At 69.2% G+C, this 20620-nt stretch carries 20 protein-coding genes and 1 other RNA gene; 11 read left to right on the forward strand and 10 right to left on the reverse strand.

The features are described from left to right. Window positions 1-11: 11 nt before the first annotated feature. From M4I32_RS00615 to lnt, 6 genes are all read left to right on the forward strand, one after another. Window positions 12-998 carry a WYL domain-containing protein gene (locus M4I32_RS00615; RefSeq protein WP_319032554.1) on the forward strand — a complete coding sequence of 329 codons (987 nt, stop codon included), beginning with the start codon at window positions 12-14 and terminating at the stop codon, window positions 996-998. After that, entirely contained in the window at window positions 995-1939 is a 945-nt protein-coding gene (locus M4I32_RS00620) for a helix-turn-helix transcriptional regulator (protein ID WP_319032555.1), read from the forward strand. Before M4I32_RS00615 ends, M4I32_RS00620 begins: the two co-directional genes overlap by 4 nt. A gap of 82 nt (window positions 1940-2021) precedes the next feature. Beyond that, window positions 2022-2279: a Sec-independent protein translocase subunit TatA gene (tatA, locus tag M4I32_RS00625; RefSeq protein WP_319032556.1), complete on the forward strand. Its 258-nt coding sequence runs from the start codon at window positions 2022-2024 to the stop codon at window positions 2277-2279. A 69-nt stretch (window positions 2280-2348) separates the two neighbouring features. After that, entirely contained in the window at window positions 2349-3104 is a 756-nt protein-coding gene (gene tatC, locus M4I32_RS00630) for a twin-arginine translocase subunit TatC (protein WP_319032903.1), read from the forward strand. After that, a complete protein-coding gene (locus tag M4I32_RS00635) occupies window positions 3101-5542 on the forward strand; it encodes a DEAD/DEAH box helicase (protein WP_319032557.1) in 2442 nt (813 codons plus the stop codon). The genes tatC and M4I32_RS00635 overlap by 4 nt, the downstream gene beginning before the upstream one ends. Next, complete coding sequence (lnt, locus tag M4I32_RS00640; RefSeq protein ID WP_319032558.1) at window positions 5542-7176, forward strand: apolipoprotein N-acyltransferase; 1635 nt, start codon at window positions 5542-5544, stop codon at window positions 7174-7176. The genes M4I32_RS00635 and lnt overlap by 1 nt, the downstream gene beginning before the upstream one ends. Before the next feature lie 9 nt (window positions 7177-7185). On the opposite strand, the gene M4I32_RS00645 is transcribed toward lnt, so the two are convergent. From M4I32_RS00645 to M4I32_RS00660, 4 genes are all read right to left on the reverse strand, one after another. Continuing rightward, window positions 7186-7569: an RNA polymerase-binding protein RbpA gene (locus M4I32_RS00645; RefSeq protein ID WP_319032559.1), complete on the reverse strand. Its 384-nt coding sequence runs from the start codon at window positions 7567-7569 to the stop codon at window positions 7186-7188. 114 nt (window positions 7570-7683) lie between these two features. Then, window positions 7684-8463 (reverse strand): glycerophosphodiester phosphodiesterase family protein, encoded by a 780-nt coding sequence (locus M4I32_RS00650; protein WP_319032560.1) that lies wholly within the window; start codon window positions 8461-8463, stop codon window positions 7684-7686. Beyond that, a complete protein-coding gene (locus tag M4I32_RS00655) occupies window positions 8460-9419 on the reverse strand; it encodes an SPFH domain-containing protein (protein ID WP_319032561.1) in 960 nt (319 codons plus the stop codon). Before M4I32_RS00655 ends, M4I32_RS00650 begins: the two co-directional genes overlap by 4 nt. Continuing rightward, window positions 9416-9892: an NfeD family protein gene (locus M4I32_RS00660; protein WP_319032562.1), complete on the reverse strand. Its 477-nt coding sequence runs from the start codon at window positions 9890-9892 to the stop codon at window positions 9416-9418. Before M4I32_RS00660 ends, M4I32_RS00655 begins: the two co-directional genes overlap by 4 nt. A 76-nt stretch (window positions 9893-9968) precedes the next feature. Here M4I32_RS00660 and rnpB point away from each other — a divergent pair. Beyond that, window positions 9969-10327, forward strand: an RNA gene (gene rnpB / locus M4I32_RS00665) — RNase P RNA component class A. Window positions 10328-10399: 72 nt separating this feature from the next. On the opposite strand, the gene M4I32_RS00670 is transcribed toward rnpB, so the two are convergent. From M4I32_RS00670 to ppgK, 3 genes are all read right to left on the reverse strand, one after another. Beyond that, the gene (locus M4I32_RS00670) at window positions 10400-10990 is read right to left on the reverse strand and encodes a disulfide bond formation protein B (protein WP_319032563.1); all 591 of its coding nucleotides are present in this window, start codon (window positions 10988-10990) and stop codon (window positions 10400-10402) included. Beyond that, the gene (locus M4I32_RS00675; RefSeq protein WP_319032564.1) at window positions 10990-11148 is read right to left on the reverse strand and encodes a DUF5993 family protein; all 159 of its coding nucleotides are present in this window, start codon (window positions 11146-11148) and stop codon (window positions 10990-10992) included. The genes M4I32_RS00670 and M4I32_RS00675 overlap by 1 nt, the downstream gene beginning before the upstream one ends. A gap of 189 nt (window positions 11149-11337) precedes the next feature. Next, window positions 11338-12093: a polyphosphate--glucose phosphotransferase gene (ppgK, locus tag M4I32_RS00680; RefSeq protein WP_319032565.1), complete on the reverse strand. Its 756-nt coding sequence runs from the start codon at window positions 12091-12093 to the stop codon at window positions 11338-11340. Between the two features lie 92 nt (window positions 12094-12185). On the opposite strand from ppgK, the gene M4I32_RS00685 reads away from it, so the two are divergent. The 3 genes from M4I32_RS00685 to M4I32_RS00695 all read left to right on the forward strand — a co-directional run bounded on the left by M4I32_RS00685 (window position 12186) and on the right by M4I32_RS00695 (window position 16857). Beyond that, window positions 12186-12410: an SPOR domain-containing protein gene (locus tag M4I32_RS00685; protein WP_319032566.1), complete on the forward strand. Its 225-nt coding sequence runs from the start codon at window positions 12186-12188 to the stop codon at window positions 12408-12410. Between the two features lie 87 nt (window positions 12411-12497). Continuing rightward, on the forward strand, window positions 12498-13835 hold the full coding sequence (gene glnA, locus M4I32_RS00690) for a type I glutamate--ammonia ligase (protein WP_319032567.1): 1338 nt from the start codon (window positions 12498-12500) through the stop codon (window positions 13833-13835). 16 nt (window positions 13836-13851) lie between these two features. Further along, window positions 13852-16857 (forward strand): bifunctional [glutamine synthetase] adenylyltransferase/[glutamine synthetase]-adenylyl-L-tyrosine phosphorylase, encoded by a 3006-nt coding sequence (locus M4I32_RS00695; protein ID WP_319032568.1) that lies wholly within the window; start codon window positions 13852-13854, stop codon window positions 16855-16857. A 10-nt stretch (window positions 16858-16867) separates the two neighbouring features. Here the strand turns inward: M4I32_RS00695 and M4I32_RS00700 are convergent, their stop codons facing one another. The 3 genes from M4I32_RS00700 to glnA (M4I32_RS00710) form a co-directional block, all read right to left on the reverse strand. Next, a complete protein-coding gene (locus M4I32_RS00700; RefSeq protein WP_319032569.1) occupies window positions 16868-17608 on the reverse strand; it encodes a ParA family protein in 741 nt (246 codons plus the stop codon). A gap of 46 nt (window positions 17609-17654) precedes the next feature. Next, a complete protein-coding gene (locus tag M4I32_RS00705) occupies window positions 17655-18551 on the reverse strand; it encodes a type II CAAX endopeptidase family protein (RefSeq protein WP_319032570.1) in 897 nt (298 codons plus the stop codon). A gap of 99 nt (window positions 18552-18650) precedes the next feature. Further along, the gene (gene glnA, locus M4I32_RS00710) at window positions 18651-20075 is read right to left on the reverse strand and encodes a type I glutamate--ammonia ligase (RefSeq protein ID WP_319032571.1); all 1425 of its coding nucleotides are present in this window, start codon (window positions 20073-20075) and stop codon (window positions 18651-18653) included. A 134-nt stretch (window positions 20076-20209) separates the two neighbouring features. Between glnA (M4I32_RS00710) and M4I32_RS00715 the strand changes: the two genes are divergently transcribed. After that, window positions 20210-20605: an RDD family protein gene (locus M4I32_RS00715; protein WP_319032572.1), complete on the forward strand. Its 396-nt coding sequence runs from the start codon at window positions 20210-20212 to the stop codon at window positions 20603-20605. Window positions 20606-20620 lie beyond the last annotated feature (15 nt).

Consider the following 20620-nt stretch of genomic DNA (forward strand, 5'->3'; position numbering starts at 1 on the left):
AGGATGGGGGCGTGCCGAACACGATCTCTCCCGAGGAGCGGCTGCTCAGCTTGACGGTGGCGCTGATGTCCCACCGCTACGGGCTCACCAAGGAGCAGGTGCTCTCGAGCGTCTCGGGCTACCGCGAGGCGCGGCAGGAGGGGCGCGGCGCGGTCGCGCTCGAGAAGATGTTCGAGCGCGACAAGGACGCGCTGCGTGAACTCGGCGTGCCGATCCACACGCTGGGCGATGCCGCCGACCCGGATGATCTGCGCGAGGCGCGCTACGTCATCCCGAAGGCGGAGTACGTCCTCCCGGAGGACATCGCGTTCACGCCCGCTGAGATGGCCGTGCTGAAAGTGGCGGCGGCGGTGTGGGGTGAGAGCTCCATGTCGGGCGACGCCCGGGGAGCGCTCGCCAAGATCCGCGCACTCGGCATCGACGTCGACGAGCCCATCATCGGTTTCGCCCCGCGACTGTCGGTGCGTGATGCCGCGTTCCCGGCGCTGCGCGACGCGAACGACCGCAGCCGGGTCGTGCGCTTCACCTACGTCAAGCCGGGAGACGACGTCGCCCGCATCCGGACCGTCGAGCCCCACGCGCTGATCGAATTCGAGGGTCGATGGCACGTCTACGGCTTCGATCGCGATCTGGGGCAGGAGCGCACCTTTCTTCTCTCGCGCATCATCGGCGACGTGCAGATCACCCGCGACGGCTTCGATCCGTCCGCCCGGGCGGGCGCCGGCGAACGGGCGCGCAGCGGGCTCGAGAGCGTGGCGGTGGCGAACGTCGCCCGCCTGCGGGTGCAGGACGACACGGAGGCCGCCGTGCGCCTGCGCCGGCGGGGCGAGCGCGACGGCGACATCCTGGCCGTGCGCTTCGTCGACGTGCATGTGTTCGCCGACGAACTCGCCTCGTACGGACCGGAGGTCTACGTCGAAGCGCCGCCGATGCTGCGGGAGCAGGTCGTCGCGCGACTCGAGCGCACGCTCGCCGCCCATGAGGAGGCCGTGTCATGACAACCCGATCCCTGCTGGCGATCGACCGCGTCGCCCTGGTGATGAATCTCGTGCCGTACCTGGTGGAGAAGGGCCCGGTGCCCGTCACCGAGGCGGCGCGGGAGTTCGACGTGGACCCGGACGTGCTGCGCCGGCTCGCGGAGGGACTGGTCGTCATCGGACTTCCCGAGGGCATGCACCACGAGCTGTTCGACATCGACTGGGACCTGCTGGACGAGCGCGACGAGCTGCAGCTGCTCAACACGGTGGCGTTCGAGCGCGCGCCTCGCCTCACCGCGCGCGAAGCCGCGGCCCTGCTGGCGGGGCTGCAGCTGGCGCAGTCGGCGCCCGGCATCCGCGGCTCGAGCATCGTTCCCGGACTGATCGCCAAGCTGGCGCGCGGGGCGAGCGACGCTCCCGGCGAGCTGGTGGTCGCGTCCGACGCTGCCGACGGTGTGCGCACCACTCTGATGGAGGCGCTCGACCAGGGTGTGGCGGTGTCGTTCACCCATCAGAAACCGGACGCGGCCCCGACGACGCGCACCGTGGACCCCGTGCGCATCCTCGTTGAGGACGACCAGTGGTACCTGCGTGGCTGGTGCCATCTGCGCCGTGACATGCGCACCTTCCACCTCGACCGCATCAGCGAGGCGACGGTCACCGACATCCCCGCCGCCGCGCACGACGACCCGGGCGAGACCGTCTTCGCCCGTGCGGACGGCGCGCTGGAGGCGGTCATCGAGTTCGATCCGCACGTCGCCCCCCTGCTGGGCCAGTACCTCGACTACGCCGAGGTCAGCGAAAGCGGCGACCGCCGCCGGGCCGTCCTGCGGGTGGCCGACCCGCCGCAGCTCAAGCGGCTGGCAGCACGTCGGGGCGGCTCCGTCGCCGTGGTCTCGCCCTCTGAAGCGCGCGATGCGGCGCGGGCCTGGGCGCGGGCGGGCCTGGCGCAGTACGGCTGAGTGGCCGCGGCTCCGGTCCGCGTGCGGGACCCGGGGTTACACTGGATGAAGGCCACGATTCGCCGAGACGACGGAGACCACCATGTTGGGCAACCTGAACGGCTGGCACCTGCTGATTCTTCTGGCAGTCATCCTGCTGCTCTTCGGTGCCGCGAAGCTCCCGGCACTCGCCAAGAGCGTCGGACAGTCCGCCCGCGTCTTCCGCGGCGAGATGAAGGCGATGAAGGACGACGACGCCCCTGAGTCCACTCCGGACGCGGAGACGGCGACAGCGCCGCGGAACGAGACGACGGTCAGCCAGGCGCCGCCGTCGCGTGCGTCCACAGACCAGACCCCGTAGGCGGCCGTGGCGACGACCCACACGGGCGCGTCCGTCTCGGCTGAAGACAAGCCGCGCCGCGACCGACGGATGACCCTCGCGCAGCACCTTGTCGAGTTGCGGCGTCGCCTGACCATCGCCGTCATCGGCCTGGTCGCCGGGATGATCATCGCCTTCCTCGTGTCGGATGTCGTCATTGACCTGATCGCCCAGCCGATCGAGATCATCGCCCAGGAGCGCGGGCGGGACTTCGTCGAGCTGAACTTCGACACCGTCACGAGCGGATTCGACCTGCGCATGCGGATCGCGTTCGCGATCGGCCTGCTCATCTCGGCTCCGGTCTGGCTGTGGCAGATCTGGGCGTTCGTCATGCCGGGCCTGACGCGCAAAGAGGTCAATTACACGATCTGGTTCATGGTCGCCGCCGTGCCGCTGTTCTTCGCGGGCTGCACCGTGGGCTGGTTCATCGTGCCGCACGTCATCGAGCTGATGGCCGGTTTCGTGCCCGATACGGCCGCCTCGTTCTACAAGTACGACTACTACTACGACTTCGTCTTCAAGATGCTCCTGGTCATCGGAGTGGCGTTCGTGCTGCCGGTCTTCCTCGTCGCCCTGAACCTGGCGGGCATCATGAGCGGACGCGGCATCCTCAAGGGGTGGCGGGTCGCCGTCCTCGTGGCCACGACGTTCGCCGCGCTCGCGACGCCGGCGGCGGATGTCGTGTCGATGCTGCTGCTCGCCGGCATCATGATCGTGCTGTACGTGGCAGCGGCGGGCGTGTCGCTGCTGTTCGACCGGCGGCGTTCCAAGCGCGAGGCGGCGCTGCTCGCGGACGGCTCCGGGTGAGCGCCCCCAGCCCCGCCGAGCGCTACGCAGCGGCCCGCGAGGCCCAGCGGCATCCGGTGACGAGAGGGTTCGCTGAGGCGCAGGCGTTCGAGCTCGACGACTTCCAGGTCGCGGGCTGCCAAGCGCTCGAGGAGGACCGCAACGTGCTCGTCGCGGCGCCGACGGGAGCGGGCAAGACGATCGTGGGCGAGTTCGCCGTGCACCTGGCCATGCGCTCCGCGCGCAGCAAGGCGTTCTACACGACGCCCATGAAGGCGCTGTCGAACCAGAAGTTCCGCGAGTTGCAGCAGGTCTACGGGGCGGATGCCGTGGGCCTGCTCACCGGCGACGTCAACATCAACTCGGGGGCCCGGGTCGTCGTGATGACGACCGAGGTGCTGCGAAACATGCTCTACGCCGACTCGCCCGCGCTACGCGATCTGCGGTACGTCGTCATGGACGAGGTGCACTACCTCGCCGATCGCTTCCGCGGTGCCGTGTGGGAGGAGGTGATCATCCACCTCTCCCGAGACGTGCGCCTGGTGTCGCTGTCGGCCACCGTCTCGAACGCGGAGGAGTTCGGCGACTGGCTCGACACCGTGCGCGGCGAGACGGCCGTGATCGTCTCGGAGACGCGCCCGGTGCCTCTCGAGCAGCACGTGCTGGCGCGCGGCGATCTGCTGCCCCTGTTCGACGACCGCGCCGGTGCGGCCTCGACCCGCGTGAACCGCGAGCTGCACCGGCTGCGCCCGGGGGCGGCGACGGACCCGCCGCGCGGTCGCGGCGGCAAGGGGCGGGGCCGGCCGCCGGGCAGGGGGCAGGGACCGCGGTCCCGTGGTGCACGACCCGAGCGGGTGGACCGCGCCGCCGCCGTCGATCTGCTGCGTCGCACCAATCTGCTGCCGGCGATCTTCTTCATCTTCAGCCGGGTGGGCTGCGACCAGGCCGTACTGCAGCTGCGTCGCGCGGGCATCAGCCTGACCACGCCCGCGGAGCGCGCCCGCATCCGCGAGATCGTCGCCGAGCGCACGCGCAACCTGCCAGACGAAGACCTTGCGGTGCTCGGGTTCTGGGAATGGCGCGAGAATCTCGAGCGGGGCATCGCTGCCCACCACGCCGGTCTGCTGCCCGCGTTCAAGGAAGTCGTCGAGGAGCTGTTCCAGCGCAAGCTCGTTCGCGCCGTCTTCGCCACGGAAACCCTGGCGCTGGGGATCAACATGCCGGCGCGCACGGTCGTCCTCGAGCGCCTCGACAAGTTCAACGGCGAGGCACGCGTCGCGATCACCTCGGGCGAGTACACGCAGCTGACGGGGCGTGCGGGGCGGCGGGGCATCGACGTCGAGGGGCACGCGGTCGTGGCGTGGTCCGAGTCGTTCGACGCCGAGGAGGTGGCGGCGCTCGCTTCGCGGCGCACGTATCCGCTGCACTCCAGCTTCCGCCCGACCTACAACATGGCCGTGAACCTGATCGACCGGTACGGGCGGGGACGCGCCCGCGAGCTGCTGGAGTCCTCGTTCGCGCAGTTCCAGGCCGATCGTGCGGTCGTGGGGCTGGCCCGGCAGGTTCGCGACCAGGAGTCGTCGCTGGAGGGCTACGCGCAGTCGATGGCCTGCGATCGCGGGGACTTCGGAGAGTACTCGGGCCTGCGCCGCGAGGTCGGCGACCTCGAGAAGAAGAACCGTGGCGACCAGAGCGGCCCCCGGGCGGCCCGCGAGCGGCGTCAGGCCCGGATCCGCGATCTGCGCACGCGCCTGCAGCGTCACCCGTGTCATGACTGTCCCGATCGCGAGCAGCATTCCCGGTGGGCGGAGCGATACTGGAAGCTGCAGCGGCAGGTCGCGTCGCTGCGTCGCCAGATCGACGCGCGCACCGGCACCGTCGCGCGTCAGTTCGACCGGGTGACCGATGTCCTCGAAGCCCTGGACTACCTGCGGGTGCGCGGTGAGGAAACCGTGCTGACCCAGGCGGGACGCACGATGCGGCGCATCTACGGTGAGCGTGACCTGCTGGTCGCCGAGAGCCTGCGCCTGGGGTTGTGGGAGAAGCTCGATGCCGGCGGACTGGCCGCCCTCGCCAGCTGCCTCGTCTACGAGCCCCGCCGCGACGAGGCGGGGCCCGGTGAGTACGGCCTGCCCGGCGGCGAGTTCCGCACGGCGCTGACCAAGACCGAGGAGCTGTGGGCTCGCCTGGATGATCTCGAGCGGGAGAACCGCCTGCCCGGTTCCGAGCCGCTCGCGACGGGTCTCGCGCGGCCGATGCGCGGATGGGCACGGGGGCTGCCCCTCGACCGCGTGCTCGAGGAGGCCGACATGGCGGCCGGCGACTTCGTCCGGTGGGCGAAGCAGACCATCGACGTGCTCGATCAGCTGTCGATCGTCGCGGAGGGCGAGCTGGCAGCGACAGCGCGGTCGGCGCTGGATGCGGTGCGCCGCGGCATCGTCGCGTACTCGGGACTGTGATGGAAGCGACGCGGCCCGTGGCGGGGCAGGAGAGAGAGGCGCCCGCGGCGGGCGGCCCGGGCGCGCGGCGGGGCACGATTCCGCCCGGACCCCGCCCGGTGCTGCCGTTGTGGGCGGCGCTCGTCGCGGCCGCCGTGGGCGGACCGATCCTCGATGCGGCATACCCTGCGCTGGGATGGTGGCCCCTCGCGTTCGTCGGTGTCGCGCTGTGTCTCGTGCCGCTGATCGGCCGTCGTGCCTGGTCGGCGGTCCTGGTCGGCGCCGTCTTCGGCGCATCGTTCTACTTCACGCACATCGTATGGATCACGCGATACCTCGGTGCCCTGCCCTGGTTCGGACTCGCGGGGCTCGAGACCGTGTTCTGGGCGTTCGGGTCGGTGCTGATCACGTGGGCGTACCGCTGGCTGCCACGCGTGCTGCCCGGCACCTGGGCGCGGCTCGCGGCGCTGCCGGCCCTCGTGGCGGGCATGTGGACCTTCCGCGAGGTCTTCATCGGCTCGTGGCCCTACACCGGCTTTCCCTGGGCCCGCCTGGGCATGAGCCAGTCCGAGAGCCCGCTGGCCCACCTCTCGTCGTGGGTCGGGGTGTCGGGACTGACGTTCCTGATGGTCATGGCGACCGCGGCCGTCATCGAGTGGGTGCGCGTCGGGCGATTCCGCGACGTGCGCACCGCGCTTCCCTCCGCGGGCCTGATCGCCGTGCTGCTGCTCACCCCCGCGTGGCAGACGACGGCCGCCGGCACGATGCGCGTCGGCAGTGTGCAGGGCAACGGGCCCACGGGCTATTTCGACGAGCGTGAGCCCGGCGACATCCTGCGTGCGCAGCTGACGGCGACCGCACCGCTGCTCGACGAGGATCTCGACCTGCTGCTCTGGCCCGAGGGGGCCGTGGGAGCCGATCCCACCCGTGATGCAGGCATCGCAGAGCTGCTGGACACGCTGGCGCTGCGCGTCGACGCTCCCGTGCTGCTCAACGCGGCGACGGAGCGCGACGGCGACGTCTTCAACACGAGCATGATCTGGGAGCCCGGCGAGGGCCTGACCCAGTATCACGACAAGCGCACTCCCGTTCCCTTCGGGGAATACGTTCCCGAGCGCTGGTTCTTCGAGGCCATCGTGCCCGATCTGGTCGGACTGATCCAGCGCGAGTACACTCCGGGCGCCAATGCCCCCTACGTGGATGCCGGGGGAGCCGGCATCGGCCTCGCCATCTGCTTCGACGTCATCTACGACGACGTGATCCGTGAGGGTGCGCGAGAGGGGGCGCAGGTCTACATGTTCCAGACCAACAACGCCGATTTCCGCGACACCGACGAGAATCTGCAGCAGCTGGCCTTCGCGCGGATGCGTGCGATCGAGACCGGGCGTTCGGTGGTCAATATCTCCACTGTGGGAACGAGCCAGGTCATCTCGCCGGCGGGCCGCACCATCGACTCGCTGCCGGCGGACGTGCCGGGGTCGATGGTGACCGAGGTCGAGCTTCGGGACGGACTCACACCCGCCGTGGTCATCGGCGGGGTCGCCGAGACGCTGCTGTCATGGGGATCGCTCGTTGCGCTCGTCTCCCTCGGCATCCTGGCCCGCACGCGGCGAGCGCAGGACGGCCGGGGTGACGAGACGCCACGGGGCGCCTAGGCGGTGCGCCTAGGCGCCGAGCAGCATGCTGTCGGGGTTCTCTCCCGCGCCACGTCGCGCACGAAGGTACGCGAGGCGCTCTTCGAGCAGCTCCTCGAGCTCGGCCCGGCTGCGGCGTTCGAGCAGCATGTCCCAGTGGGTGCGTGCGACCTTGTCGTCACTGTGATCGATCGAGACGGCCTGGTCGCCGACGACGAGCGCGGCCTCGCCGCCGCAGCTGCGGCATTCCCAACTCTGAGGCGCTTCGGCGTCGGCCGCGAACACGAGCGTGGTGTCGTGGCCGCAGGTGTTGCAGGTGTAAGTGTGCTCGGCGCGCTCCATGAACACGACGCCCTCTTCGCTCTGTAGGCTCTGGGCGCCGAGACGCATGCCGCGCAGGCTGCGATCTGCCATTGTGTGGTCTCCTCGGCTGATGACGGTAAGTCGGCTCATTCGGTATAACGTCTCGACCTGAGCGGATCATCCTAAACGGGCCTTTCCCGTTCGCTTTCCCAGTCAACGCACAGGTCACCCGGTCGCCAGCATCCGCAGTGCGACGTCGGCGCGGTCGGTGACGATGCCGTCGACGCCGAGCTCGACCAGGCGCACCATGTCGGCGGTCTCGTTGATGGTCCAGACGTGCACCTCGACCCCGTTCGCGTGGGCGGCGGCGAGCAGCCGCGGACTGAGGACGCGCAGCGCGCCGCGGCGCTCCGGGACCTGCAGGGCGTCGAGCCCGCGCAGGGCGGCGGCAGCGGCCCGCACGGAGCGCGCTGCGACGGCAGCCAGCACGCGGCCCAGCGTCCGCGAACCCGCAGACGTCGCCGGTGTCCCGCCGGCCTCTCGGGCCGCCGCGAGGGCGGCCCGCCGCCGACTGTCGGAGAAGCTCGTCAGCAGCACCCGGTCGGCATGTGGGGCGCAGAGACGACCCGCCGGAACCGCCGCGCCGGCCGCCTTCACATCGAGATTGAGCCGCAGGTCGGGGAATGCCTCGAGCGCGTGCTGGAGGGTGACGAGCCCGCCGCGATCCGCCATGAGCGTGTCGAGCTCGTGCTCCGTGACGTCTTGCACCCGGCGCGGATCACCGACGACGCGCGCCAGGTCCTCGTCGTGGAAGAGCACGACGACGCCGTCCGCGGTGACGTGGCAGTCGGATTCAACGTAGGTCGCCCCCGCGGCATGCGCGTGCACGAGTGCGGCGAGGGAATTCTCGGCGACTTCTGCCGCGCCTCCGTCGTGCGCGGGCACGAGTCCGCGGTGGGCAAGCACGCGAGGCCGTGCCGCATCCGCAAACCAGGGATGTGTCACGGCGCGGGCGGAGCGGCCTTGCCCTCCGACGCGGTGTCGCCGTCTGCCGGCTTCGTCGGCGCCATTCCGGCGAACGCTCCGGAGATCCCCTGCAGGGCCTGCGTGAACTCGCTCGGAATGATCCACAGCTTGTTCGCGTCGCCCTCGCTGATCTTCGGCAGCGTCTGCAGGTACTGGTAGGCGAGGAGCTTCTCGTCGGGGTTGCCGAGGTGGATGGCGTCGAAGACCTTCTGGATGGCCTGCGCCTCGCCTTCGGCCCGCAGCACCGCCGCCTCCCGGTCGCCCTCGGCTCGAAGGATCTCCGCCTGCCGGCGGCCCTCTGCCTCGAGGATCTGTGACTGCTTGGAGCCTTCCGCCGTCAGGATCGCCGCGCGCCGATCGCGCTCGGCACGCATCTGCTTCTCCATCGAATCCTGGATCGAGATCGGCGGGTCGATGGCCTTGAGCTCGACACGGCCGACGCGGATTCCCCACTTGCCGGTCGCCTCGTCGAGCACGATCCGGAGCTGGCCGTTGATCTCGTCACGGCTCGTCAGCGCCTCCTCGAGGTTGAGCCCGCCGACGACATTGCGCAGCGTCGTCGTGGTCAGCTGCTCCACGGCCCCGAGGTAGTTGGCGATCTCGTACGTCGCTGCTCGTGCATCGGTGACCTGGAAGTAGACCACGGTGTCGATCGAGACGACGAGGTTGTCCTCGGTGATCACCGGCTGCGGGGGGAAGGAGACGACCTGCTCCCGCAGGTCGATGAGCGGTCGCACGCGGTCGATGAACGGTACGAGCAGGTTCAGCCCCGGCAGCAGGGTCTTGTGATACCGCCCGAGGCGTTCGACCACGCCGGCCCTGGCCTGGGGAATGATCCGGATGGCGCGGATCAGCACGACGACGACGAAGATGAAGACGGCGATGGCCAGGAGCCAGCCGATCGCCGTGGGGATAATCTCTTCGACTCCGGTCATGGGGCGTTCTCCTCGAGTGTGGGGCGGATGAGCGCGGTGGCCCCGTCGATGCGCACGACGACGACGGTCATGCCCGGGACGAGCGGTGGTGCGGCCGGATCGCCCCGTGCGGTCCAGGTCTCGCCGTTGCTCAACCGCACCTGGCCGTCGGTCGCGGTGCGTACGGAGACCACGGCGCCCGGCATGCCCATCAGAGCATCGACATTGCTGGGCGTGGGATCCTCGCCCTGGCGCAGGCGGTTCAGCAGCCGCGGGCGGAGGAACAGCAGCAGCAGGGCTGCCACGACCGCGGCGACCACGACCTGCAGCCACAGAGGCGCGCCGAGCAGACCGGCGATGAGCCCCGCGGCGCCGCCGAGACCGAGCATCAGGAAGGTCAACTCGAGCGTGAGCGCCTCGATCGTGACGAAGACCAGGATCAGGACGATCCATCCGATCCAGGCGAACTGCTCGATGGTTTGGACGACATCCACGACGCACCTCCCTGTGTTTTCGAACCTAGCACGGGGTTTCGCGGGCGAGGCCGGGGGCTAGACTCGGGGCCGCGAATGGGTCGGCCGGACGGTCGCGTGGCGCGCAAGCGCACCGAGGAACGTCCGGGCTCCACAGGGCAGGGCGGTGGGCAACACCCACCCGGAGCGATCCGCGAGACAGTGCCACAGAGAACAGACCGCCGGGGGAGACCCCGGTAAGGGTGAAACGGCGGTGTAAGAGACCACCGGGGCCGCGGTGACGCGGCCCGCAAGGTAAACCTCGCCCGGAGCAAGGCCAGACAGGGGATGTTGACGCGGCCCGCCGAGTCCCCGGGTAGGCCGCTGGAGCGGCACGGCAACGTGTCGCCGAGAGAGATGACCGTCCACGGGGCTCCGGCCCCCGGACAGAACCCGGCGTACAGGCCGGCCCATTCGCACACTTGCTCCTGACCTGCGATTCGACGACGGGCTATTGGCGAGTCGGGCGCGCAGAGCTGTGAGCTCGCGTCATCCGAAGAGCTCGTAGCGGGTCGGGTCGTCGGGCAGCAGCCAGTTGAACCCCGCCTCCGCGAACACCACCACCATGTTGATCGCGATGGTCGCGATGAACGCCCAGATCACGACCCAGGCGACTGTGCGCAGCACAGGATGAGACGGCGCGACCGGGAGCAGCTCCTCGGCGAACACCGCGACCACGCCCGCGAAGACGACCACCACGACGAAGGTCACGAGCGCCCACGTGTACAGGTGCAGACCGAGCACCGCGGTGCCGTAGCCCGGGTCGCCCGGGGTGATATGGAGCAGAATCTGACGGATCGAGATCGACGCCCCCGCGACGGCGCCGAGGATGGCGAGACCCAATCCCAGGGTCAGGTCGCGGAGGCTGAGCGGTCCGCGGAGCGCGCGCGCCACCACGTACAGCGCGCCCATGCTCGAGAGCATCATCCCCATGCGCTGCAGAATGCACAGCGGGCACGGCAACTCCCCGAACCCGAACTGGAACACGAACATCGCGGTCGACAGGATGCCGACGTAGGCGAACAGGAAGGCGACGAACGCCCAGAACGAGAGCGTGCGGAGCACCGGCTGCGCGGCCATCAGAAGGTCAGGTCCAGCGAATCGGTCGCGTGCATCGCGAACAGCGACATCACCGCCACGACCGCGACCGCCCAAGAGACGATCACCGTCCAGCGGCGGCGGGAGAAGACGATCAGCAGTGAAACGGCCAGCAGCAGCCCGAAGATCAGGGTGTCCACATCGCCACGCTATCGCACCATCCATGGCGGGGACGACGCGGACGCGCTACCCTCGGTGGCGCTGGGCTACGCGGGCTGAAGAGCGAGCGAGAGAAGGTCGGCAAGGAACGCGAGCACGACACCGCCACCGATCAGGAGGACGTCGAGGCGAGCCCCTTTTCGCCGACTACTCCGCAGCCAACACTGGTTTCAGTCTCCCGCGAGCGCTGCTGCGCCGATGATCCCGGCGCTGTTGCGGTGCACGGCCGGAACGATGCGCGTCTTCAGATCAAGCAGGGGCAGGAACCTGTCCGGGTGCTTGGAGACTCCGCCGCCGACGACGAAGAGGTCGGGCGAGAACAGGGACTCCAGGTAGGTGTAGTACTTCTGCAGCCGCTTCGCCCACTTCTCCCAGGAGAGCTTCTCCCGCTCCAGCGCGGAATACGCCGCGTAGCGCTCGATCGATGCGCCCTTGCGCTTGAGGTGTCCGAGTTCGCTGTTGGGCACGAGGGTGCCGTCGTGGATCATCGCGGAACCGATGCCGGTGCCCAGGGTGGTGAGGATCGTCAGGCCGTCCTGACCGGCCGCGGCACCGTAGCGCACCTCGGCGATGCCGGCGGCATCCGCATCGTTGACGAAGTGGATCTCGCGGTCGAGGCCGTCGATGAAGAACGACTCGGCCTCGAAGTCGAGCCACTTGTCCGACACGTTCGCTGCCGACAATGTGCGACCCCGCTTGACGATCGCCGGGAACGCGACCCCCAGCGGAAGGTGCTCCTCCACCTCGGGCAGGCGGTCGAGCACCTCGTGCACGGCCGCGAGCACATCGGCCGGCGCCGCGCCCTGCGGTGTGCTCACGCGGATACGTTCGCTGACGAGCTCTCCCTTCGTCAGATCGACGACACCCGCTTTGATGCCGGTCCCTCCGATGTCGACCCCGACCGCGCGATCAGCCTTCTTCGCCATGCGCTCCACCCTAGCGGCGCGTCGTCGGACGACTGCGGAAACGACGGGCACGGGTCGTAGGATCGTCGTGTCAGCAATCGAGGGGGATGCACGTGGCGCACGAGGACGAGAAGTACTGGTACAACCTGGGCAGCGGCGAGGTCGAGAAGGGGTACGCATCCCCGGCCGTCGACCGGGTCGGTCCCTTCGACACGGCAGAAGAGGCGCGCCGAGCGCCCGAGCTGCTGAAGGAGCGCGCCCGCGCGTGGGCCGAGGACGACAAGCGCGAGGATGCGTGGGGCTCCACCACCGGTAGCGCCCCCGACGACAAGGCCTAGCCGTACGACGCGACAGGGCGACGACCGCCGAGGTCGGGCGCCGGGCGCCGGTAGGGTGAGAGACGACCGGTCAGCAGGAGAGGAAGCATGGACAGGCAACGCGATTTCGTTCTGCGGACGATCGAGGAGCGGGGCGTCAAATTCGTCCGGCTGTGGTTCACCGATGTGATCGGCACGCTCAAATCGGTCGCCATCGCGCCGGCCGAGGTCGAGGGCGCCTTCGCCGAGGGCCTGGGCTTCGACGGATCCGCCATCGAGGGATTGACCCGCTCCTACGAGTCCGATCTGCTTGCGCACCCCGACCCCTCGACGTTCCAGCCCCTGCCGTGGCGAGGCGAGATCGACCCGACGGCGCGGATGTTCTGCGACATCACCACGCCCGACGGGCAGCCGGCGGTCGCCGACCCGCGTCACGTGCTCAAGCGCACGCTCGCCAAGGCCGCGGATCGTGGCTTCACGTTCTACACGCATCCCGAGATCGAGTTCTATCTGCTCAAGTCGTCGTCGTACGGACCGAATGGCCCCGAGCCGGTCGACTCCGCCGGCTACTTCGACAACGTGCCCGGCGGCACGGCCCACGACTTCCGGCGACGGTCCGTGCGCATGCTCGAGGACCTCGGGATCTCGGTGGAGTTCAGCCACCACGAGGGTGGGCCCGGACAGAACGAGATCGATCTGCGCTACGCGGACGCCCTCGCGACGGCGGACAACATCATGACCTTCCGCACGGTCATCAAAGAGGTCGCGATCGAGCAGGGCGTCTACGCCACCTTCATGCCCAAGCCGCTCGGTGGGCAGCCGGGAAGCGGCATGCACACGCACATGTCGCTGTTCGAGAACGACACCAACGCGTTCTACGAGCAGGGCGCGGAATACCAGCTGTCCAAGACCGGCCGGCAGTTCATCGCCGGCCTGCTCCGGCACGCCCGCGAGATCTCGGCGGTGACGAACCAGTTCGTCAACTCGTACAAGCGGCTCTGGGGCGGCGACGAGGCGCCGAGCTTCATCTGCTGGGGCCACAACAACCGCTCCGCCCTGGTGCGTGTGCCGATGTACAAGCCGAACAAGGGGCAGTCGTCCCGCGTCGAGTACCGGGGCCTCGATTCCGCCGCGAACCCCTACCTGTCGTACGCCCTGCTGCTCGCGGCCGGGCTCAAGGGGATCGAAGAGGAGTACGAGCTGCCCGCGGAAGCCGAGGACAACGTGTGGTCGCTCTCGGAGGGCGAGCGTCGCGCGCTCGGATACTCGACGCTTCCCGCGAGCCTCGACCAGGCGCTCGGGTACATGGAGGAGAGCGAGTTGGTGGCCGAGACCCTCGGCGAACAGGTCTTCACCTACGTGCTCAAGAACAAGCGTCGCGAATGGGCGCAGTACCGCGACCAGGTGACGCCCTTCGAGCTGAAGAGCAACCTGGAGATGCTCTGATCCGATCGGCGGCACGATGACCACGTCGGAACGATCGTCGGCGCTCACCGGCATCGCACGCCTGGGCTTCGCCGACCTGTCGGCGGCGAACGCCTCGATCGAGGAACTCGAGCAGCTGATCGACGTCCCGAGGGCGACGTGGCTGTCGGATGCCGCCCTGGCCGCCGACCCGGACTGCGCGGTCCGCGGCCTCGTGGACATCGCCCGGCGTGAGGACGAGCCCGTGCGGCGGATGCTGACGGATGCCCGCGGCCGCCGGGCCACCTGGTCGCTCCTCGGCGCGTCGGAGGGGTACTCCCAGTTCTACTCGCGGCATCCGGACGCGCTGACCGAGCTCGCGGAGGCGGGACGCGAGCTGCCGTCCGATGCCGAGATGCGCGCTGATCTGCTCGACTCGGTGGGGGCGGTCGACGGTTTCGCCGCCGACGCGGGCGAAGGCGCGTGGGTCGCGCTGCGCGTCTGCTACCGCCGCCTCGTCGCGCGCATCGCTGTGTTCGACCTTCTCTCGGCGGATCCGGTCGCCGCCGTCTCGGCGGTCTCGACGGCGCTCGCCGATGCCGCCGGTGCGGCGCTCGAGGCATCGCTCGCGGTGGCTCGCACGCGGGTGTCTTCGTCGGGTCACGGCCCCGGCGCGCTCTTCGCCCGGGAGGATGTCGCGGCGACGCACCTGGCGATCATCGGGATGGGAAAGACCGGCGCACGCGAGCTGAACTACGTCTCGGACGTCGACGTGATCTTCGTCGGCGGAGCGGACGACGCGGAGCTGGAGCGGCTCGGCACGAGCCGGGTGATCGACATCGCCACACGCCTGGCCACCCAGACGATGCGCGGCGTGGCCGAGGTCGAGGCCGAGCCGGCGCTGTGGGAGGTGGACGCGAACCTGCGTCCCGAGGGGCGGCAGGGTGCGCTCGTGCGCACCCTCGAGTCGCACGTGTCGTACTACGAGCGCTGGGCCAAGAGCTGGGAGTTCCAGGCGCTGTTGAAGGCGCGGCCACTGGCCGGGCATGAGGGCCTGGGGGCCGCCTATATCGAGGCCGTCGCACCGAAGGTGTGGGCGAGCGCGGAGCGCGAGAACTTCGTCGACTCGGTGCAGCGCATGCGCGAGCGCGTGACCGAGCACATTCCGCCCGACGAAGTGGCGTATCAGCTCAAGCTCGGTCCCGGCGGCATCCGCGACATCGAGTTCACGGTGCAGCTTCTGCAGCTGGTGCATGGTCTGAGCGACACCGGCATCCGGCAGCGGGGCACGCTCGACGCGATCGACGCCCTCGTGGCGGAGGGCTACATCGGCCGGTCCGACGCGGCGACGTTCGCGCACGACTACCGGATGCTGCGACTGCTCGAACACCGAGCGCAGCTCGTGCGCCTCTCACGCACGCACCTCATGCCCGCGCGCGATGAGGCACGCCGGGTGCTCGCACGGGCGAGCGGCCTGGCCGACACCGCGGACGGGATCTGGCAGCTGTGGGAGGGGGTCAAGCGCGAGGTGCGTGAGATCCACGTGCGGCTGTTCTATCGGCCGCTGCTCTCCGCCGTCGCCTCGCTGCCCGAGGAGGAGCGGACGCTGTCCACCGATCAGGCGCGCGACCGCCTTGCCGCCATCGGCTTCCGCGACCCCGCCGGTGCGCTGCGCACGATCGGGAGCCTTACGAGCGGGATCAGCCGCAAGGCCTCGATCCAGCGCCACCTCATGCCCGTGATGATCCGGTGGTTCGCCGATGGCGTGGACCCCGACTACGGGCTGCTGGCTTTCCGCCGGATCAGCGAGCGACTGGGGGACACCCCGTGGTTCCTCCGGATGCTGCGTGACTCCTCCGGCGCGGCGGAGCGCCTGACCCGGGTGCTGGCCGGTTCCCGGTACATCGGCGAGTTGATGGAGTGGATTCCCGAGTCGGTCGCGTGGCTCGACGACGAAGACGCGGTGCGCCCCCGCACGGGGCTCGTGCTGCAGGGTGAGGCCCGCGCCATCCAGACCAGGCACGAGACCATGGAATCGGCGATGAGCGCCGTACGGGCGCTGCGGCGGCGCGAGATGCTGCGCACCGCCATGGCCGCTGTGCTCGGCGTCGTGACCATCGAGCAGCTCGCGAGCAGTCTGACCACGATCACCGAGGTGACGATCCAAGCGACACTGCGCGCGGTGAGGCGCGAAGTGGTTCCGCCCGAGGACGAAGACCTGGACTTCGCCATTATCGGGATGGGGCGTTTCGGTGGAGCCGAACTGGGCTTCGGCTCGGACGCGGACATCCTCTACGTCTACCGTCCGGAGTCCGTGGACCCGCAGCGCGCGCAGGAACTGTCGATGAAGATCGTGAGCGAGCTGCGCCGCGTCTCCGAAGACCACCGGCTTCCGCTCGAGCTCGACGCGGGCCTGCGCCCCGAGGGACGCACGGGTCCTCTGGTGCGCTCGCTCGACGCATACACGGAGTACTACCGCCGGTGGTCGCTCTCGTGGGAGGCGCAGGCGTTGCTGCGGGCGCGGGGGATCGCGGGATCGGTCAAGCTGATCCGCGCATTCATGGAGATGGCGGATGCCGTGCGCTATCCCGCACAGCCGGACCCGCAGGGAGTGCGCGAGATCAAGCGGATCAAAGCGCGCGTCGAGACGGAGCGGCTGCCGCAGGGGGTCGACCGCGCGCGCCATCTGAAACTCGGCCCGGGAACCCTCAGCGACGTCGAGTGGCTCGTGCAGATCGTGCAGCTGCAGCACGCTCACGCGCACCCGGGGCTGCGCACGACGTCGACGCTGGCTGGTCTGGACGCGGCCGTGACCGCCGGTCTCGTGCCGGCTGCCGCCGCCGAGCGCCTCGCGGATTCATGGCACTTCGCCGCCCGGCTGCGTTCGGCGAACACCCTGCTGTCGGGACAGACCAGCGATGTGCTGCCCTGGGACCGCCGCCAGCTCGACGGCATCGGCCGCATCCTGGACTATCCGCCCCGGTCGGCCTCGGAGGTCGAAGAGGACTACTTCCGAATGACCAGGCGAGCGCGGCGGGCCTTCGAGCGCCTCTTCTACGCCTGAGCGCGCGCCGCTACGAGCGGGAGAGCCGCTCCCAGAGCGCGTCGTAGGCCTGGGCTGCTTCGGATCGCGGCGCATAGGCCCCGAGGGGCGCCCGCTGCTGCCCCATCCGCTCGACGATGACCGTGGCCGGCACGACGATGTCGCTCACACGGGAGTCCCGTCCCGGCAGTTCCTCGACGGCCGAGCGGTGCCCACCCTTGCGGCGGTCCACCTGGGTGAGGAAGCCGACGATGGGAGTCTTGCGCGCGGCATCCGCCACCAGCTCGGAGACCTGATCGAGAGAGCGCAACGCGAGCGGGGCGGGCACGAGCGGCAGCGCGACGACGTCGGCCGCCCTCACCGCATTCTCCGCGACCAGCGACGCTCCGGGCGGGCAGTCCAGGATGATCACGTCGTAGTCCTTGCGCAGGGTCTTCAGCACGAGGCTCACTTGCGTCGACGACTTCTTGGCGGCGTCGAGGCTCAGGGCGAGATCCCGGTAGGAGTCGTCCGCGGGGAGCACATCCACGTCGGCGACGCTCGACTCACGTACCGCCTTGGCGGCCGACTTCTCGCCGCGGACGAGTGAGTCTGCCCCACCGCGCACCTTCTGCTTCACGCCGAGCAGCCACGTGGCCGCAGCCTGCGGGTCCATGTCCCAGAGCAGCACCCGCTGACCTCGCGCCGCGGCGCTCCAGGCGAGGTTGACCGCCGTCGTGGTCTTTCCGACCCCGCCCTTGGTGCTGTACACCGCGATCACTCGTGCGCTCACAAGTCAATCCTGGCATGCACGGTGCTGTGCCCTGACCGCCGGTCGGTCACCCTAGGCGCGTCGTCTGCTTGGAGCGCAAGAAAGCTAGGACGGCGCCGACCGCCAGCACCAGCAGGATGGCCAGACCCACGACGCTCCCCTCGAGCCCGTAGACCCCTCCGCTGATGAGAGGGTTCGCGTCCTCGGTCTCGGTGACGACGAACAGCGACTCCGATACGACGTTGCCGGACACCGATATGCCGAACAGGCTGCCCTGGGCCCAGTTCCAGGCGGCGTGGAAGGCGATGACACCCCACAGGCCGCCCTCCGCAAGCGCCCAGAAGACCAGCGCCACGGCGACGAGAACGAGCCCGATGACAGGGAGCAGTCCGAAGCCCGCATTCAGCCCGTGCAGCAGCACGAAGAAGACGGTCGAAGCGATGACGGCTCCGGTCAGGCCTGTGCGGTGATACCAGGCCTGCACCAGGTAGCCGCGGGCGAGGAGCTCCTCGGCGCCGCCCTGGACGGTGAACAGCACCAGACCCAGCACGACCCAGCCGAGCGCGGGCCAGTAGGCGGGCCCGGTGGGGCTGTCGAGGAACTCGAGGTTGCCGCTCGCCACCCCGATGGCGACGGTGATCGCGATCGTGCCGACGCCGATGACTGCGCCGCGGACGATGGCGAGAGGTGCGCGGCCGCGGAAGCCGAGCCCGGCGAACGACCGGCGCTCCTTGAATCGCACCCACAGCCAGACGACCAGCCAGATCACGGCGAAGAAGGGTGCGGTCAGCAGGAGGCCTCCCTGCACGGCCGCCTCGGGGTCGATGAGCACTGCGGGGACGGAGGCCAGACTCAGGCACAGGATCGCGGCGATGGCGACGAGGCTGCCCACGACCGGTCCGGATGGCCGGGGACTCTCTGACATGGCCAGGGGAAAGGGGCGGGTCTTCGTCGGCGACGCCATCTTCTCAACTCTCGGTCGGGGTGGTTCCAGACTGCCAGAGACGAAGAGGCCCCCGCGCTTCACGCGCGGAGGCCTCCTGGACGAGTCGTCGGTGTGTGCTTACACCCCGTAGTACAGCTCGTATTCGAACGGGTGCGGGCGCTGCGCCATCGGTTTGATCTCGTTCTCGATCTTGTATTCGATCCAGGTCTCGATCAGTTCGGGCGTGAAGACGCCGCCGGCGGTGAGGAACTCCGTGTCGGCTGCGAGAGCGTCGAGCGAGTCCAGCAGCGAGTTGGGCACCTGCGGGATGCTCTTGGCCTCCTCGGGCGGCAGCTCGTAGAGGTCCTTGTCGACCGGCTCGTGCGGCTCGATCCGGTTCTTGATGCCGTCGATGCCGGCCATCAGCTGCGCGGCGAACGCGAGGTACGGGTTGCCCGACGAGTCGGGCGCGCGGAACTCGATGCGCTTGGCCTTGGGGTTCGTGCCCGTGATCGGGATGCGGATCGCGGCCGAACGGTTGCCGGAGGAGTACACGAGGTTGACCGGAGCCTCGAAGCCCTTCACCAGACGGTGGTAGCTGTTCAGGGTCGGGTTGGTGAAGGCGAGCACCGCGGGAGCGTGCGCGAGCAGGCCGCCGATGTACCAGCGGGCGATGTCGCTCAGCCCGCCGTAGCCGGTCTCGTCGTAGAACAGCGGCTTGCCGTCGTTCCAGAGCGACTGGTGCGTGTGCATCCCCGAACCGTTGTCGCCGAACAGGGGCTTGGGCATGAACGTCGCCGTCTTGCCCCACTCGAGCGCCGTGTTCTTGACCAGATACTTGAACTTCAGGATGTCGTCCGCGGCGTGGACCATCGTGTCGAACTTGTAGTTGATCTCGGCCTGGCCGGCAGTGCCGACTTCGTGATGCGCGCGCTCGACCTCGAGGCCGGCGTCGATCAGCTTGAGGACGATGTCGTCGCGCAGGTCAGCCTGCTTGTCGACGGGGGAGACCGGGAAGTAGCCGCCCTTGTAGGGCGTCTTGTTCGCGAGGTTTCCGCCCTCTTCGACACGACCGGTGTTCCAGGCGGCTTCTTCCGAGTCGACCTCGTAGAAGCTCTTGCCCTGGCTGACCTCGTAGCGCACGTCGTCGAAGATGTAGAACTCCGCCTCGGGGGCGAAGAATGCGGTGTCGGCGACGCCGGTCGAGGCGAGGTACTTCTCCGCCTTCTTCGCGACCTGGCGCGGGTCCTTCGCGTAGATCTCGCCATTGCGGGGGTTGTAGATGTCGAACACCATGATCAGCGTGGTCTCGTCGCGGAACGGGTCGACGTAGGCGGTCGACACGTCCGGGATCAGCTGCATGTCCGACTCGTGGATGTTCGCGAAGCCCCGGATCGAGGAGCCGTCGAACAGCTGACCGACGGTGAAGAACTCTTCGTCGACGGTCGAGGCCGGGATGTTGAAGTGCTGCTGGACACCAGGAAGGTCGGTGAACCGGATGTCAAGGAACTTGACATCGTTGTCCTTGATGTACTTCAGCACCTCAGATGAATCACTGAACATTCAGACTCCAGAGGTAGGGCTTCGGGTACTGCCGCCCGCATACAGCGGGCACCTTGCAAACTATCGGGAGGGCGTTGCCCGGCAGTGTCGCCATTGTTTCGAGCATGTTACACGGACCTGGTTACGCTGACGTCATGTCGTCCGCCGAGTCGCCCTCCCACCCCGGCCGGCGGCTCGGTCTGCCGGCCCACGGCCCGGGATCTATTGCGCGGCCGGGACGCCGGATCGGAGCCCTGTTCGTCGACTACGGGGCGGCGTATCTGCTGTCCGCGTTTTTCGCGTACGACCCGCTCGCGATTCTCGCCATCTTCGCGGCGATCCAGATCCTGTTCCTGCCCACCACCCAGGGCAGCCCGGGACACCGGATCTTCGGGATACGACTTGCACGCGTCGAGGGAGGCTGGGTCGGGCTCTGGCGCCCGATTGTGCGCACGCTGCTGCTGATCCTCGTCATCCCGGCCGTGATCTGGGACGCCGATCAGCGCGGCCTGCACGACAAAGCGGCGGGCACGGTCTTGCTGCGGGCCTGAGGTCGGCGCTCGCGA

The organism is Microbacterium sp. LRZ72, assembly GCF_033792225.1.
Classification (GTDB): domain Bacteria; phylum Actinomycetota; class Actinomycetes; order Actinomycetales; family Microbacteriaceae; genus Microbacterium.